Annotated in this window: 19 protein-coding genes; 16 read left to right on the top strand and 3 right to left on the bottom strand. The window is 48.7% G+C overall.

The genetic code is table 11. From position 1 onward, the window contains the following. Nucleotides 1-58: 58 nt before the first annotated feature. Nucleotides 59-1,387 (bottom strand): ExeA family protein, encoded by a 1,329-nt coding sequence (locus GM173_RS09255; protein WP_203571088.1) that lies wholly within the window; start codon nucleotides 1,385-1,387, stop codon nucleotides 59-61. A 397-nt stretch (nucleotides 1,388-1,784) separates the two neighbouring features. On the opposite strand from GM173_RS09255, the gene GM173_RS09250 reads away from it, so the two are divergent. The 16 genes from GM173_RS09250 to hisD all read left to right on the top strand — a co-directional run bounded on the left by GM173_RS09250 (nucleotide 1,785) and on the right by hisD (nucleotide 13,178). After that, entirely contained in the window at nucleotides 1,785-2,573 is a 789-nt protein-coding gene (locus GM173_RS09250) for an ABC transporter ATP-binding protein (RefSeq protein ID WP_203571087.1), read from the top strand. 44 nt (nucleotides 2,574-2,617) lie between these two features. Next, nucleotides 2,618-3,403: a lipid asymmetry maintenance ABC transporter permease subunit MlaE gene (gene mlaE, locus GM173_RS09245; RefSeq protein ID WP_308439591.1), complete on the top strand. Its 786-nt coding sequence runs from the start codon at nucleotides 2,618-2,620 to the stop codon at nucleotides 3,401-3,403. A gap of 113 nt (nucleotides 3,404-3,516) precedes the next feature. Next, nucleotides 3,517-3,990: an outer membrane lipid asymmetry maintenance protein MlaD gene (gene mlaD, locus GM173_RS09240; RefSeq protein ID WP_203571086.1), complete on the top strand. Its 474-nt coding sequence runs from the start codon at nucleotides 3,517-3,519 to the stop codon at nucleotides 3,988-3,990. Between the two features lie 3 nt (nucleotides 3,991-3,993). Further along, nucleotides 3,994-4,602 (top strand): MlaC/ttg2D family ABC transporter substrate-binding protein, encoded by a 609-nt coding sequence (locus GM173_RS09235; RefSeq protein WP_203571085.1) that lies wholly within the window; start codon nucleotides 3,994-3,996, stop codon nucleotides 4,600-4,602. Then, nucleotides 4,602-4,883, top strand: a complete 282-nt coding sequence (locus GM173_RS09230) for an STAS domain-containing protein (protein ID WP_203571084.1) — start codon at nucleotides 4,602-4,604, stop codon at nucleotides 4,881-4,883. Before GM173_RS09235 ends, GM173_RS09230 begins: the two co-directional genes overlap by 1 nt. Nucleotides 4,884-4,995: 112 nt before the next feature. Continuing rightward, nucleotides 4,996-5,754: an MlaA family lipoprotein gene (locus tag GM173_RS09225; RefSeq protein WP_203571083.1), complete on the top strand. Its 759-nt coding sequence runs from the start codon at nucleotides 4,996-4,998 to the stop codon at nucleotides 5,752-5,754. Next, entirely contained in the window at nucleotides 5,751-6,647 is an 897-nt protein-coding gene (locus GM173_RS09220) for an ABC transporter ATP-binding protein (protein ID WP_203571082.1), read from the top strand. The genes GM173_RS09225 and GM173_RS09220 overlap by 4 nt, the downstream gene beginning before the upstream one ends. A gap of 133 nt (nucleotides 6,648-6,780) precedes the next feature. Continuing rightward, complete coding sequence (locus GM173_RS09215) at nucleotides 6,781-7,536, top strand: ABC transporter permease (protein WP_203571229.1); 756 nt, start codon at nucleotides 6,781-6,783, stop codon at nucleotides 7,534-7,536. Nucleotides 7,537-7,739: 203 nt separating this feature from the next. Further along, on the top strand, nucleotides 7,740-7,982 hold the full coding sequence (locus GM173_RS09210; RefSeq protein ID WP_203571228.1) for a BolA family protein: 243 nt from the start codon (nucleotides 7,740-7,742) through the stop codon (nucleotides 7,980-7,982). After that, complete coding sequence (locus GM173_RS09205; RefSeq protein WP_203571081.1) at nucleotides 7,979-8,161, top strand: hypothetical protein; 183 nt, start codon at nucleotides 7,979-7,981, stop codon at nucleotides 8,159-8,161. The genes GM173_RS09210 and GM173_RS09205 overlap by 4 nt, the downstream gene beginning before the upstream one ends. A 55-nt stretch (nucleotides 8,162-8,216) precedes the next feature. After that, nucleotides 8,217-9,467 carry a UDP-N-acetylglucosamine 1-carboxyvinyltransferase gene (murA, locus tag GM173_RS09200; RefSeq protein WP_203571080.1) on the top strand — a complete coding sequence of 417 codons (1,251 nt, stop codon included), beginning with the start codon at nucleotides 8,217-8,219 and terminating at the stop codon, nucleotides 9,465-9,467. Then, entirely contained in the window at nucleotides 9,467-9,871 is a 405-nt protein-coding gene (locus tag GM173_RS09195) for a magnetosome magnetite crystal formation protein family (protein WP_203571079.1), read from the top strand. Before murA ends, GM173_RS09195 begins: the two co-directional genes overlap by 1 nt. 68 nt (nucleotides 9,872-9,939) lie before the next feature. Then, nucleotides 9,940-10,590, top strand: coding sequence for an ATP phosphoribosyltransferase (hisG, locus tag GM173_RS09190; RefSeq protein WP_203571078.1), 651 nt, complete (start codon nucleotides 9,940-9,942; stop codon nucleotides 10,588-10,590). Further along, nucleotides 10,591-11,106: a potassium channel family protein gene (locus GM173_RS09185; RefSeq protein WP_203571077.1), complete on the top strand. Its 516-nt coding sequence runs from the start codon at nucleotides 10,591-10,593 to the stop codon at nucleotides 11,104-11,106. A gap of 12 nt (nucleotides 11,107-11,118) precedes the next feature. Beyond that, nucleotides 11,119-11,652 (top strand): TIGR00645 family protein, encoded by a 534-nt coding sequence (locus tag GM173_RS09180; protein WP_203571076.1) that lies wholly within the window; start codon nucleotides 11,119-11,121, stop codon nucleotides 11,650-11,652. A 233-nt stretch (nucleotides 11,653-11,885) separates the two neighbouring features. Further along, complete coding sequence (gene hisD, locus GM173_RS09175; protein WP_239078451.1) at nucleotides 11,886-13,178, top strand: histidinol dehydrogenase; 1,293 nt, start codon at nucleotides 11,886-11,888, stop codon at nucleotides 13,176-13,178. Between the two features lie 98 nt (nucleotides 13,179-13,276). Here hisD and GM173_RS09170 read toward each other — a convergent pair whose 3' ends face one another. Both GM173_RS09170 and GM173_RS09165 read right to left on the bottom strand, forming a co-directional pair. Beyond that, nucleotides 13,277-14,308, bottom strand: a complete 1,032-nt coding sequence (locus tag GM173_RS09170) for a tetratricopeptide repeat protein (protein ID WP_203571075.1) — start codon at nucleotides 14,306-14,308, stop codon at nucleotides 13,277-13,279. A 108-nt stretch (nucleotides 14,309-14,416) separates the two neighbouring features. Continuing rightward, nucleotides 14,417-15,448 (bottom strand): tetratricopeptide repeat protein, encoded by a 1,032-nt coding sequence (locus GM173_RS09165; protein ID WP_203571074.1) that lies wholly within the window; start codon nucleotides 15,446-15,448, stop codon nucleotides 14,417-14,419. Nucleotides 15,449-15,625: the final 177 nt, after the last annotated feature.

Raw genomic sequence — 15,625 nt, 5'->3', positions numbered from 1 at the left:
TCTGTTTAACTTAGCACAGCATCTAAAAAAACCGAGTTTATCGCCCATTTCAAGCGAGCTAGTCGCGGGGCAACAACATTTCGCTGCGCAGTACTCCAATTGTCAACACCTGTGTACCGCGTAAATTTTTATGATGTTGCAGCTGATTTTTGACCGATTGAGCACGCTGCCGATCTGGATATAAACCAGCAAGCACACCCCATGCGGAAACGCCATGGACTTTAGTGGGGTAAATAATGATGCGGCCAGGGCCAATCAATCGGTCGATGTCCTTAATTAGCGGCTTGAGTTGCTCACTTTGTTGTGAAGGAATTTTTGAGACCAGTACCGTCACGCTACTGGCTTCGGCAGCTTTAATCCGATCTCGCGACATCAAAATCAACTCGCCAAACGTCGGCTCAATCGAAGAGGCAACGGAGTGCGCAGCCGAAATCGTCCTTAATTCGGCCAGTCGATGACCTTCGGCTACTTTTTCCACGCTGATAGCGGAATTGCTGGACCAAAAATGCCAGGCAGTCACCAGCAAGGCAAAAGTCAGCACCAAGAGTGCCGCGAGGAGGTATTTTTGTTTTGACGATGGATTAGAATATTCACACTCTAACTCGGCCAACTTGGCGTGTTTTAGCGTGACCTGCGTTGAGTTTTCAGAAAACGCAGCTAACATCGCTTTGTCCGCCAATAAATTCACTCGCCGACTTAAGCCTTGAGCTACTTCGGCAATATGTTTGACTGCCACGGGCGTAAAAATAGCGCTGCCGTGATGCCCTGCGGCAAATAATCGGCAAGCTAAGTAATCACCAACTTCCGCGGCATTAAGCACCGGCACCATCAAGCTATAACTAATCCGCTCACGCAACGCGCGTAGCTCGTGCAATTGCAAAATATCGTCGAGTTCCAGTTGAGCAAACAGCACAATTTGCAATAATTTTTGCTGCCCAGAGTCGAGATTGGACAGCAGCCGAATCAGCTCGAGCGTCGCTTTGGGCATCGCATGGGCTTCATCAACAATCAAGACCACTTGTCGACCTGCGGCATATTTGGCAATTAAGCTTTCTTCGATCAGGCGTATTTTTTGCGAGGCGCGATCAGAATGAAATTGAATTTTGAGCTCATCCGCCAAGGTCAGCAGTAATTCATCTTCACTTAATGCAGGATTAGGTAAAAAAATGGCGTCCACATGCGCCGGCAGGCGCTCAAGCAACATACGACACAGCATCGTTTTGCCAGCGCCGACCTCACCTGTAACTTTAATCAGGCCTTCGCCCGACGTAACCGCGTACAGCAAGGCGTCCAGTAAAGCACCGCGCCCGGCGCCGCTAAAGAAAAAATCAGGATGCGCGGTCAGTCGAAATGGTGGACTTTTTAAACCAAAAAATTCAAGGTACAAAAGTCTTCCTCCTCACTCGGTTGTAGATACCAACAATGCCACTGTGAATATGTACTGATTCTCAAAACCCATCATATCTTTCAGAAATAAAAAGCGTAACAAAGACTGAAGAAAGGTTTTAAAAATACACTACAATCAAATGGTATTGCCATCAAAGCAAGTAAAATCAAAAAGTACAGAGCAATACATCAAAAATAGTGCGTTTGAAAATGACAACACTTCACTCGAGACTTCGCTGCTAAGGCAATTGGCCCGCTGATTCAGGGCGCTTTAATCATGTTAAATTAAGCTCAATTTAAGCTTTCCCCTATTATGCTGCATCGCAATAACAGGTATATTTCTAGCGTATCTGGCAAGAAAACCCTAAAATTTGCCGTCATTCACTGAAGCCCCCCCCATGAATCTGCTTGAATTTCAAAATGTCAGCTTTGCCTACGGAGAAAACGCGATTTTGCGGGATGTGTCTCTGTCGATTTCCCGCGGACAAGTTGTGGCGATTATGGGTGGCTCTGGCTCAGGTAAAACCACTTTACTCAAACTCATCGGCGGGCAATTGCAAGCGCAGCAAGGCGCGGTGTGGTTAGACGGTGAGAACGTTGGTGCACTCAATGAAAGCGGCCTGTATGCGATGCGCCGCAAGCTGGGCATGTTGTTTCAGTTTGGCGCTTTATTCACTGATTTATCGGTTTTTGACAACGTCGCTTTTCCGCTGCGCGAACGCACCCAACTGCCTGAATCCATGATTCGTGATTTGGTTCTGATGAAGCTCGAAGCGGTTGGTTTACGCGGTGCGGCGCAGCAAATGCCGCATGAATTATCAGGCGGCATGGCGCGCCGAGTGGCTTTGGCTCGCGCGATTGCGCTTGATCCTGCGGTGATGTTGTACGACGAACCGTTTACCGGCCTCGATCCAATTTCACTCGCCACCGTAGGCAAACTGATTCGTGAGCTCAATGACGCGCTCGGTACCGCCTCAATTGTCGTGACGCATGACGTAGCAGAATCGCTAGCGATTGTGGATTATATTTATTTCCTTGCCGAAGGCGTGATTGTCGCGCAAGGCACGCCGGATGAAGTACGAGCATCGACACATCCGTATGTGCAGCAATTTATCAATGCCCGTCCGGACGGCCCATTGCCTTTCCATAAACCGGCCCCCATTTATGCCGAACAATTGGGCTTGTAATATGCACTGCATTTTGAAGATAGCCGCCCCGCATGAGGTGACGCGTGTTATTTAATTTTTTTAGTCGGCTGGGTGCGCCACTGAGCAATGCGCTGATAAAATTGGGTTTCGCATGTCGATTCCTCGTTGCTATCTTGCGCCACTCCGGCACGAGTTTATTACGCCCACGGCTGACGCTACGCGAGATTTGGTTCGCTGGCGTGTTATCGGTATTAATTATTTCAGTATCTGGCTTATTTGTTGGGATGGTGCTGGCTTTGCAAGGCTACGACACGCTACAGCGCTTTGGCGCGTCCAGCTCGCTCGGCGTTTTAGTCGCTTTATCATTGGTGCGAGAGCTCGGCCCCGTCGTTGCCGCACTACTGTTTGCTAGTCGTGCGGGCAGCGCAATTACCGCGGAAATTGGCCTGATGAAAGTCACCGAACAACTGTCGGCAATGGAAATGATGGCGGTCAATCCGATTGCTCGCGTGGTCGCACCACGGTTTTGGGGCGGCGTCATCTCAATGCCGCTACTCGCTGCAATTTTTAGCGCAATGGGCATTTGGGGTGGTTATTTAATTGGTGTGAAATTACTCGGACTGGATGACGGTAGTTTTTGGTCGCAAATGCAAGGCTCTGTCGATTTTCGTCTTGATGTGATGAATGGCATCATTAAAAGTGCCTTTTTTGGCTTTGCTGTTTCCTTGATCGCGGTGTTCGAAGGCTATGATGCGCCGCCCACCGCCGAAGGGATTTCCCGCGCCACAACGCGCACGGTCGTGACCAGTTCATTAGTGATTTTGGCGCTCGATTTTATTCTGACGGCATTTATGTTCCGCGGGGTTTAGCAAGAAAATTGCCACGAAAAACCCAAAAACACGAAAGTGAACCCCTGCATGATTTTGTTGTTTTTTTGTGGTTTTCTAAGCCAAACAAGTTTTAAAAAATTAAGAGGTATGCCGTGAAACGTGGAATGATTGATTTTTGGGTTGGCTTATTCGCCGCCGCAGGGCTGGCGGCATTGCTGTTCTTGGCCTTACAAGTGAGTAGCTCAAGCTCACTCCCTGCTACGGCAAGCTACACCTTGATTGCTGATTTTGAAAATATTGGCGGCTTGAAAACTCGCTCTCCTGTCAAAAGCGCTGGCGTTGTCGTTGGCCGCGTGAGCAATATCACGCTCGATAGCGAACGCTATGTTGCTCGTGTCGAAATGGCGGTCGATAGTCGTTATCATTTCAGTCGAGATAGCTCAGCTGAAATTCTGACTTCTGGCCTCTTGGGCGAACAATACATCGGCATCACGCCCGGTGCGGAAGAAAAAAATCTAGCTGCTGGCGACACTTTCAAAGTGACGTCATCGGCGATTGTCTTAGAGCAACTCATCAGTCGGTTTTTATTTAGCCAAGCCGACAAAACTGATCATTCGGAGAAGTAATCAATGCTGCAAAAACTACGCCATCTCTTATTCATTTGCTCGCTGAGTCTCATCGCCAGCGCTAGCTTTGCCAGCGCCGAAACACCAGAGCAAATCATTCGTGCGGCGAGCAAAGATGTATTAGAAATCATCCAAAAAAATGAAAAAGATGCCGCCAAAACCCGCGATTTAGTGGATCAACGTCTATCTCCGCTGGCTGATTACCAAAGAATGACTTCACTTGCCGTCGGTCGCTATTGGAAAAGCGCCACCCCTGCCCAGCAAGAAGCGCTGAGCAAAGAGTTTCGTACCATGATGGTGCGCACTTATTTATCGGCATTAACTTTGTATAAAAACGCACAAATCAATATCAAAGGCACTCGCGCGGGCAACGATGATGAAGAGCAAACCATCCGCACCGAAGTGACGCTCCCAAATCAGAAACCAATTCCTCTGGACTTTAGTTTTGAAAAAGTAGGTAGCAGCTGGAAAGTCTACGACATCACTGTAGAAGGAATTAGCTTTATCAATAATCACCGCAATCAATTTGGCGCCGTCATTCGCAAAGATGGCATCGACGGCTTAATCAAAAATATGGCGGAAAAAAACAATAACTCACGGCCGAATAAATAATGCATGAGATTGTCTTAGGCCGGGAACTGACGCTACGCAATAGCCCTGCGGCACTAAACCTGCTCGATAGCACACTAGCGACTGGCCGCTTGGCGATCAATTTCGCGGCCTTGGAAATCGTGGATTCAAGCGCGGTAGCCGTATTACTGGAATGGCAGCGCCGAGCGAAAGCGGCGCAATGCCAACTGGTTTGGCATAATTTACCCAATAATTTGCGTCAACTGATTGCAGTCTATGGATTGCTCGACGTCTTGAACCTGGGGTCGTCTGTTGACGTTTAGTTTGCCGCGTATCAGCAACCGAGCTGCGAAACTCGCAGCAGCAAACCTCAACAAGCCCTGAAAAAATAACTCTATAATTCAGTCCTGTACGTTTTTCCCCTGAGTAACCATCATGCGTCGCTTAATTGTTTTACCTCTGTTGTTACTGGTCGCTTGTGCGACCCCACAGAACAATTACGATCCGCTCGAATCGATCAATCGCCCCATTTTCGCTGTCAACAAAGCCGTTGATGATGCTGTGCTACGCCCCGTTAGCCAAGGTTACGTGCGGTTTATACCTCCGCCACTGCGTAAAGGGATCGATAATTTTTTTGAAAATATTGATGATCTATTTGCCATTCCAGCCGCGTTATTACAGGGAAAAGCAACGCCAGCCTCGCAAAGCTTTGGCCGTGCCTTGGTCAATACCACTCTGGGCGTGGCAGGCTTAATCGATTGGGCGAGTGACCTCAATATTGAAAAGCAAGAAAACGACTTTGGTCAGGCGCTAGGGCACTGGGGAGTGCCGTCAGGGCCGTTTTTAATGGTGCCTTTTTATGGCCCACTGACACTACGCGATAGCGCCGACCCATTGGTGCGCTTGGCGTGGGGGCCGATTGATTATATCGATGACTTATCAGGGCAAATCGCGTATTACTCAATCTTCATCATCAATGCGCGTTCACAATTACTGCCACTCGATGCCGTGATTCAAGAACAAAGCGATCCTTATGCGTTTATTCGCGACAGCTACTTGCAACGGCGCTGGTTTAAAATTCATCATGGTAATCCTCCGCACCCACTGCCGATGGGCGACGACGAAATCGATAATGAAGTCGAGCACGCGGCCGATGCAGCAACACACCATGCAAGCACCGAGACACAGCCATGAGCGCAATTGTTTTTGATGGAATCAGCAAGCGATTTGGCGAATTTACCGCGCTGAACGACATTCGCTTTGAAGTGGCCGAAGGCGATTTCTTCGCACTACTTGGCCCCAATGGCGCAGGTAAAACCACGCTGATTTCGATTTTAGCGGGCTTGAGCAAACCCAGCGCAGGTCGCACCACCGTGATGGGCTACGACGTCCAAAAAGATTATCGCCAAGCACGGCGTGCGGTCGGGATTGTGCCGCAAGAATTGGTGTTTGATCCGTTTTTTACCGTCCGAGAAACGCTGCAATTTCAATCGGGCTATTTTGGTATCAAAAACAATCAGGCGTGGATTGATGAAATTTTAGAAAATTTGGGACTCACCGATAAAGCCGATGCCAATATGCGGGCATTATCAGGCGGTATGAAGCGCCGCGTCATGGTGGCTCAAGCCTTGGTGCATAAACCCCCCGTGATTGTGCTTGATGAGCCAACCGCGGGCGTCGATGTCGAATTGCGGCAAACGCTGTGGGCGTTTATCCGTCGCCTGAATAACGACGGCCACACCATCGTGTTAACGACCCACTACCTTGAGGAAGCCGAAACACTCTGCAATCGCATCGCCATGCTCAAACAAGGCCGCCTGCTCGCGCTGGAAGACAAAGCGCAAATCATGGCGCGCGGCGCGGCGCGAACGGTGTTGCTCAAGCTAAAACCGGCGCAACTACCAAGCGCATTAAATCCGCTGTTATTACACGAACACGAACAGGGCTTTGAATTGAAACTGACCGATTGCACTCAGCTTGAAATGATCCTCAACGAGGTTCGAGCGGCAGGCATTACGCTAAAAGACGTCACCATCTCGCAGCCCGACCTCGAAGACATCTTCGTGCAAATGATGAACATTAACTAAGGCCTGAGGGTGAGGCGTTAGCTGGAAAACCACCGCCCTCCATCGTTTATTCGCAAAATCAATAAGGAAAACGAGTCAAGGCAAGGCAATGAGGGCGAAGCCCTTACGCTTCACACCTTACTCCTCACACGTTATGACTGGCTTTTCGACTCTGTTTTACAAAGAAATTCTTCGCTTTTGGAAAGTAGGTTTTCAAACCGTCGCCGCGCCAGTGCTGACGGCGTTGATGTACCTGTTGATTTTTGCGCATGTACTCGCTGAACACGTGCAGCCTTTTCCTGGCGTGAGCTACACGGCTTTTCTGATTCCGGGTCTGATGATGATGAGCATGCTGCAAAACGCATTTGCCAATACCAGCTCCAGCATTATTCAGTCCAAAGTGACTGGCAGCATCGTGTTTATCTTGCTGCCACCGCTATCGCACTTTGAATTTTTTGCCGCCTACACCCTCGCCGCCATCGTGCGCGGACTTGTAGTTGGATCAGGGGTATTACTCACTTCGCTATTATTCCCAATGCCTATACCACAATACCCGCTATGGATATTTTTCTTTGCTTTTTTAGGCAGCGGATTAATGGCGATTTTGGGGATTATTGCCGGGATCTGGGCCGAGAAATACGATCAATTGGCCGCATTTCAAAACTTTCTGATTATGCCGCTCACCTTCCTCTCTGGCGTGTTTTACTCTATCCATAGCTTGCCAGTGTTTTGGCAAAACATCTCTCACTTCAACCCCGTGTTTTATATGATCGATGGCTTCCGCTACGGATTTTTCGGGCAAAGCGATGTAAATCCTTGGCTTTCTTTGACTGTCGTCGGATTTAGTTTACTTATTCTCGCCGCATTCACGCTCAGTTTGATAAAATCCGGCTACAAAATTCGCCGCTAAGGCATTAGTTACAAAGGTTTTGTCCACGTAAAACAAGCCCTCGCTGCTTTTTAGCGCAATGGCTTGAACGAATTGATATGGGTATTTAAATGCAAGCACCATTTAAATTAGCCTACGTTAATATACCCTCAAAATAATATTTTGAGCATTAACGTACTTGTGGACGATTTTTAGTGCGTAACACTCGTTACTTAGAAGACAACATGACGCCAGAACAAGTAAAAGCCCTGATCGCGCAAATTTTGCCTTGCGAGCAGCTTGACGTTGAAGGTGATGGGCACCATTTTTATGCGACGATTATTTCCGAGCAATTTGCCGGCATGGGCTTATTGGCACGCCATCGGCTAATTAATGACGGCTTAAAATCGCACATCGATTCGGGTGAACTGCACGCGATTTCAATGCGCGCCACACTCACCCCCAGTGAATTAGCACAACGCCAATGAACAAGCCCGACAAACGCTTTGACCTCTCGGCCATCGACGATCAAAAAGCAATTATTGAACAAGCCAAAATCGACGCCCGCAAGCCACAAGACCGCAGTGTGAGTCACATCACCGCACTGACCAATATTCCATGGCTAATCGGTATTGTTGCGATCATTTGGTGGACTTACTTTAAATAAATTCAGCCCGGTAGAGAGCTAGAAAGCGGCTCCTACACGGCAGCAAAGGTAGAAAATGGACAAATTAAGAATTATCGGCGGTCATCCACTGTCGGGCGAAATCACAATCTCTGGCGCCAAAAATGCGGCCTTACCGATTTTATGCGCCTCGCTGCTCACCGCAGAAACACTACGCCTAACCAATGTTCCGCAATTGGCCGACGTCAAAACCACGCAAAAATTGCTGCAAGGCATGGGCGTACGTGTGATGACCGACAATGTGCATGAATACGAACTGACTGCCGCTGAACTCTCTAGCCTGACCGCGCCGTATGAATTAGTTAAAACAATGCGTGCGTCAATTTTGGTGCTCGGTCCAACGCTGGCTCGCTTTGGAGAAGCGCAAGTGTCATTGCCAGGCGGCTGCGCGATTGGTGCTCGTCCGGTTGATCAGCACATCAAAGGCCTCGAAGCGATGGGCGCGGAAATCATCATCGAACACGGTTACGTCAAAGCCAAAGGCCGCCTCAAAGGCGCGCGTATTGTCTGCGATATGGTGACCGTTACGGGTACCGAAAACTTGCTAATGGCCGCGACCTTGGCTGACGGCATTACGACGATTGAAAATGCAGCGCGTGAGCCTGAAGTGGTTGACTTGGCCGAGTGCTTAATCAAAATGGGCGCCAAAATCAGCGGCCACGGCACCGATCGGATTACCATCGAAGGGGTTGAGCGCTTGCATGGCGCCGAGCACGCGATTATCGCCGACCGCATCGAAACCGGCACTTTCTTGGTCGCTGCAGCGGCCGCGCAAGGCAAAGTGCTACTCAAAAATACCCGTGCCGACATTCTTGATGCGGTGCTGGATAAATTGCGTGAAGCTGGAGCTTACATCGAAGCGGGTGATACGTGGATTTCACTTGATATGAAACGCCGCGCCAAAGCCGTCAATATCCGTACCTTGCCATATCCAGCGTTCCCAACCGATATGCAGGCGCAATTTATGATGCTTAACTGCATCGCCGAAGGTACTGGCGTCGTGACTGAAACCATTTTTGAAAATCGCTTTATGCACGCCCCCGAATTGATTCGGATGGGCGCGAAAATCAATACCGAAGGTAATACCGCGATTATCACTGGCGTGGATAAATTATCTGGTGCCACCGTGATGGCGACCGACCTACGCGCATCCGCCAGCTTGGTGATTGCTGGCTTAATTGCCGAAGGTGAAACGATTGTGGATCGAATTTACCATTTGGATCGCGGTTACGAGCACATTGAAACCAAACTTGCCGGCATCGGCGCTAGCATCGAGCGCTTTCACTAATGCTCACGATCAATCCAAAACCCGCTAGTGAAGACAGCGACGGCAAAATCAAACCGCCCAATCAGGCGGAAAAAGCTGCTGCTGTCATTATTCATTTATCAGGCTTGTGCTGGTTACCGATTATCCCGATTCCGATTTTGGCGCTGATTATTCCCTTTTTGGGCTTGCAATTTGCGCGGGTTCACTCGGAATTTGTTGAGCAACATGCCGTGCAAGCGGCGAACTTTCAAATGATGATGGGCTGCTTTTACGCACTATCGATGATGGCCGCGATGATGTTAAATACCGCCTTATTTATTTGGTGGATGGCAATTGGTGCATCGCTATTTTCAGTCTGGGAAGCGGCCAAAGCCATGAATGGCTGGCCGTCAAAATATCCGGCAAACTTTAAAATATTTAAATAATGTGAAGCGCTAGGAGTGAGGTGTGAGGGGGCAACCCCAGCCCCATTCGTATCACCAAAGGAAACACCATGATTACCATCGCCCTATCCAAAGGACGGATTTTCGAAGAAACCTTGCCCCTGTTGGCTGCGGCAGGCATTGTGCCCAGCGAAGCGCCAGAAAGCACCCGGAAATTGATCATTGGCACCAATCAGCCTGATGTGCAACTGATTATCGTGCGCGCATCAGACGTGCCAACCTATGTGCAATACGGCGCGGCGGATTTGGGGGTTGCGGGTAAAGATGTATTAATCGAACACGGCGGCCAAGGCTTGTATCAGCCGCTGGATCTAGAAATCGCTAAATGCAGCCTGATGGTTGCAGTACAAAATGGCTTTGATTACGAAGGTGCCGTAAAACAAGGCGCACGCTTGCGAGTGGCCACTAAATACACCGAACAAGCCAAAGAGCATTTCGCCAGCAAAGGCGTTTATGTCGACTTAATTAAGTTGTATGGTTCGATGGAACTCGCGCCGCTGGTGGGCTTGGCTGACGCGATTGTCGATTTGGTGTCGACGGGCGGTACACTCAAAGCCAATAACCTCACTGCGGTTGAGCATATTCGCGATATTTCCAGCCGTCTGGTGATTAATCAATCAGCGCTCAAACTCAAGCACGAACGTTTACAACCAATGATTGATGCCTTTAGCGCCACGGTCGCTAGTCGCCACAACGCCTAAATGTCGCTCAAAGATATTCATTGGCGGCATGTCCCTCTATATACCTTGGTGTTCATGTTTCTCTGGCCGTTGCTAATACGGTTTGATTTATTAGATCACGGCACCGAGACAATGTATTGGTTCATCGCCGCCACCTACCTCAATTATTTAGCTTTTATTTTCAGCATTGCTTATGGTCAACGGATGCAGCAAGGGCTGCATCCTGCGCAAGCCGTCTGGTTATTTATATTGAGCAATATGCTACTGATTCTGACTTTTGCCGCAGGCTGGCAAATGTTTGATGTCTACGGCACCAGTGATGGCTGCACGAATAATACTAATTTCTTAGATTCCCTGTATTTTTCAGCCACCATCTTTGCAACCGTGGGCTTTGGTGATTTTTTGCCCTGTAATGCCGATGGTAAATTGTTATTTATCGCCGAATCATTGATTGGCTCAACGCATTTTGGGATTTTCATTACGCTAGTGTTTAGCCGGGTGATTTTTCCAGAGAAAAACTTAAACCGTTCTACGTGATAAGGAGCCCGTATGTCTGAATTTTCACGTCCAAGCAATACATCCAACTTACTGGCAAAAATGATTTTCGGTAGTCGTTGGCTACAGTTACCGATCTACCTCGGGCTCATTATCGTCCAAGGCGTTTACGCATATAAATTTTTGGCAGGCCTAGCGCGAATGCTGATGAACCTCACTTCGATGTCAGAAACCGACGTGATGCTAGCCGTGTTAGGTTTGATTGATGTGGTGATGATTGCCAACTTATTGCTAATGGTGACGATGGGAGGCTATGAAACCTTTGTGTCGCGCTTAAATATTGACGGAGATCCTGATCAGCCCGAATGGCTAGATCATGTAAATGCAACAGTGCTAAAAGTCAAACTATCGATGGCAATCATCAGCATTTCATCGATTCATTTATTGCAAACTTTTATCAATGCGCCGCACATTCCAGAAGCAACGATGAAATGGCAAGTCATCATTCATCTAACCTTCTTAGTTTCTGCAGCAGCACTCGCCTACACAGATAAATTACTGCATTCAGTTTCTGGCAGCACTCACTAAACATTAGGTATTGTTATCTAGACTTTAATTTTTAAAGCCTAGGTAGCAATACCCAGAATAAATTTCGCAAACCATCAAAAACAATAATTCACTAGCGCTCCGTTATCGCAACAATCTGATTTGTCTTAACTCAGCAATACGCATTTTTCCCCGCGACAGCCGCCGCACGAATACGACCGGCTTCGTAAGTCAGGGTATAATCGAGGTCATTCTTACTGCCCTGAGCCTACGCCATGATTCGCCGTTTTGATTCTACTTCTGCCGACTTCCAATCTGAGCTCACCGCGCTGTTGGCGTTTGAAACCTCGCAAGATCCACAAGTTGACGTCCGTGTAGCGGCGATTCTGGCCGACGTCAAAGCGCGTGGCGATGCGGCAGTCATTGAATACACCAATCAATTTGACGGCACTACCGCGCAGTCAATGAGCGATTTAGAACTCACCCAAGCCGAGCTGAAAGCCGCATTTGAGCGACTGCCTAGCGATCAAGCCGCCGCGCTGCAAGCAGCCGCCGCGCGCGTACGCAGCTTCCATGAAAAACAAGTGATGCAATCGTGGACGTACGAAGACGAAGACGGCACCATGCTCGGTCAACAAGTTACCGCTCTTGATCGCGTGGGGATTTACGTGCCAGGCGGCAAAGCAACTTACCCATCGTCAGTGCTGATGAATGCAATTCCAGCCCACGTCGCTGGCGTCAAAGAAATCATCATGGTGGTGCCAACGCCGCGCGGCGAGCGTAACGATATGGTGCTCGGCGCAGCGTACGTGGCTGGCGTTTCGCGCGCATTCGCGATTGGTGGCGCGCAAGCCGTTGGCGCACTAGCGTATGGCACGCAAACGATTCCGCAAGTCGATAAAATCACCGGCCCTGGCAACGCCTATGTAGCGGCGGCCAAACGTGCGGTATTTGGTATTGTCGGCATTGATATGGTCGCTGGCCCATCAGAAATTCTAGTCGTTGCTGATGGCACCACGCCTGCCGATTGGGTGGCGATGGATTTATTTAGCCAAGCCGAGCACGATGAAATCGCACAATCAATTTTGCTCTGTACCGATGCAGCCTATTTGGCAGAAGTCGAAGCCAGTATCGCCAAATTACTGCCAAGCCAACCGCGCAAAGACATCATCAGCGCATCGCTAGCCAATCGTGGCGCGCTGATTCTGGTCAAAGACTTGGCTGAAGCGTGCGAAATTGCAAATTACATCGCTCCTGAACACATGGAATTATCAGTGAGCAATCCTGATGCGCTCTTGCCGCTGATTCGTCACGCCGGCGCGATTTTTATGGGGCAATTCACCTCAGAAAGTCTGGGCGATTATTGCGCGGGGCCCAATCACGTTTTACCAACCGCTCGCAGCGCCCGTTTTTCTAGCCCTCTCGGCGTGTATGACTTCCAAAAACGCTCGAGCTTAATTAAGGTTTCACAAGCTGGCGCGCAAAACTTGGGCAAAATTGCCAGCGTTTTAGCGCATGGCGAAGGACTGACCGCACACGCCAACGCGGCAGAATTCCGTCTGAATTAATCTGCGGCGATGGCCCATAAAAAAACCCGCTGCCACGCGGGTTTTTTATGTATATTCCTCTGAGCAATGTATTTCATTACATAGAGCAATATACCCATTCAAAGCAATAAAGCACTCAAGCCAGCTACATTTGGAATCATCTGCGGGCTCATCGCCGAATACAGATCGAGCTGAATAAAATTCGCTCTTCTAGCATATTCATCAGCCAATTCAGCAGAGCCAGACTCCCGTGCGTAATGCTCAGCCTGCTCGAGCAAACGCAACTCCAAATGCCGAAAACCATCTTCATTGGCAATCGTTAAAGCGCGTCCCACCACGTCCAGCGCGCGCCCAAATTGCGTCACATCCTTGGCAATCAATTGCGCCCACAAACCCAATAAATTGACCTCAGCCCAATGATAGGGGGTGCTGGCCACGATGGATAAACCTTCCTCAATCAAACTTTCCGCGGCCACTAAATGCCCATCAGCCAATTCAATTTCAGCCAAGCGATAACAGCACGTGGCGGCATAATGCGGAAAATGATGCTGTAAACATAGTATCAGCGCTTCACGCAGCAATGCCTTGGCCGCGACTGAATCGGCCAGTTTTTGCAAATTCACTGCCCAATTAATTTTGGCTTTCACCAATAAATATGCATCGCCAGCATCCGCCAATAATTGATGTGCCGCGGCGTGCATTTGCACGGCCAAACGATTATCTCGACCAGCGTCACAAATTTGCCCCAAACCCATCAATGCCAAGCTACGGGTTTTCAGAAATTCAGGCTGATTTTTGCACAACGTAACGCATTGCTGCCAATGCTCAAGTGCTTGTGGATAACAGGCTTGCGTGTAATAACAGCGGCCAATTTGCTCTAATAATTCGGGAATGTACTGCGTTTTTTTAAATTCCTCTGCAAACACAATCGCTTCCGAAAGATGGCTAATCGCACTATTTAAATCACCAAGCTGATCTTCAATCAACGATAGCTGCAAGGCCGCATCAATAAATGCACTAGTATCAAATACACGACGCGCTTCATCGAGCAAACTCAGGCACTGCGCGCGCGCGCGAACCGGATCAGTAAACATCTCGGTTTTATTTTGCGCCAATAAATGCTGCCGATATTCTTGCCCGCTTAATGGCATGCCTGAGTATTTCCAATTAATTCAATGTGACGACCCAAACGAATATCACGCTGAGCCTTGATGGTGGAGTTAAGCTGCCGATTTGCAGCACGTAAGATAATAGCAAGTCTAAGCGATTAAATCACGTAACATCTGCAAATTCAGTGCATTTGGTTGCGCTATTTCCGTGTGTAAATGCACCTGCAAAAAATCAATCTTGCGCTGATATTCGTCCGCAATCGCATTGAGCCCACCAGCCCGAGCATATAGCACCGCTTGCTGGCTCAAGCGAAATACCAGATGCCGTAAACCATCTTCTTCCGCAATATGTAGCCCGCGCTTAACGATGTCCAAGGCTTGCGCCAAACGTCCTGCGCGATAACTCAACTGAGCCCACAGCGCCAGTAAATTAATCTCGCACCAGTGATAAGGCGTTAGAGCGACTGTCATTAAACCTTCTTCAATATATTGCTCTGCCAAAATCAGCTCATCCAGACTAATGGCGATTTCTGCCAATCGAAACTGACTTTCAGCCGCATGATGTGGCAACTCATGCGCCAAGCTCAATTGCAGCGACTCTTGCAAAATCGTACGGGCAGCTTCCGATTGGCCTGTTTTTTGCAAGTTCACAGCCCAATTGATTTTAGCCATCGTGAGTAAGAAATAATTGTTGATGCTCAGTAATAAGTCATGCGCCAATTGATGCAAATGAATCGCCTGTGCATTTTCGCCGCAGGCATCACAGATTTGCCCTAAACCGATTAAAGCCAAAGCACGAGTCTCAAGCAAATCATTCTGCTGACCGCATTGCAGAGCACATTGATGCCAATAATCTAAGGCCTGCGGATAATTGGCTTGTGAGTAATGGCAGCGGCCAATTTGCTCCAGCAATTGCGGAATTCGCTGCTTTTGTTTGAACTCCTCGGCAAACACTAAAGCCTCAGAAAGCACCGAAATCGCCTGTTGCAAATCACCAAGCTGGTCTTCGATTAATGATAAAGATAAAGCAGCCGAAATAAACGTCGGCGCATCAAAAGCATGCCGCGCATGCGCCAACAATTGGCCACATTTTTGCCGAGCCAAGACGGGCTCGGTAAAAATGAGCTGCTGCATTTCTGCTAATTGCTGATTGTGTGCGCCTAGTTGGACTGCATTCATCATTAAAATTCATTCAAGACTTAAATACTAAGCATAAACAGCATTTCGCTCAGCACCAAGCAGATAACAGCAATCGTGCAAGGGCTTAACCGCAGGGGTTCAGCAACGATGGGCGCTTGCAACGAATTGATGGCTTTTTTAATCTACAGCGCAAATAATTGAGCAAACAATTCGCCAATT

This window comes from Deefgea chitinilytica (assembly GCF_016881405.1).
Lineage (GTDB): Bacteria > Pseudomonadota > Gammaproteobacteria > Burkholderiales > Chitinibacteraceae > Deefgea > Deefgea chitinilytica.
This window is presented reverse-complemented; position numbering and strand designations above follow the sequence as displayed.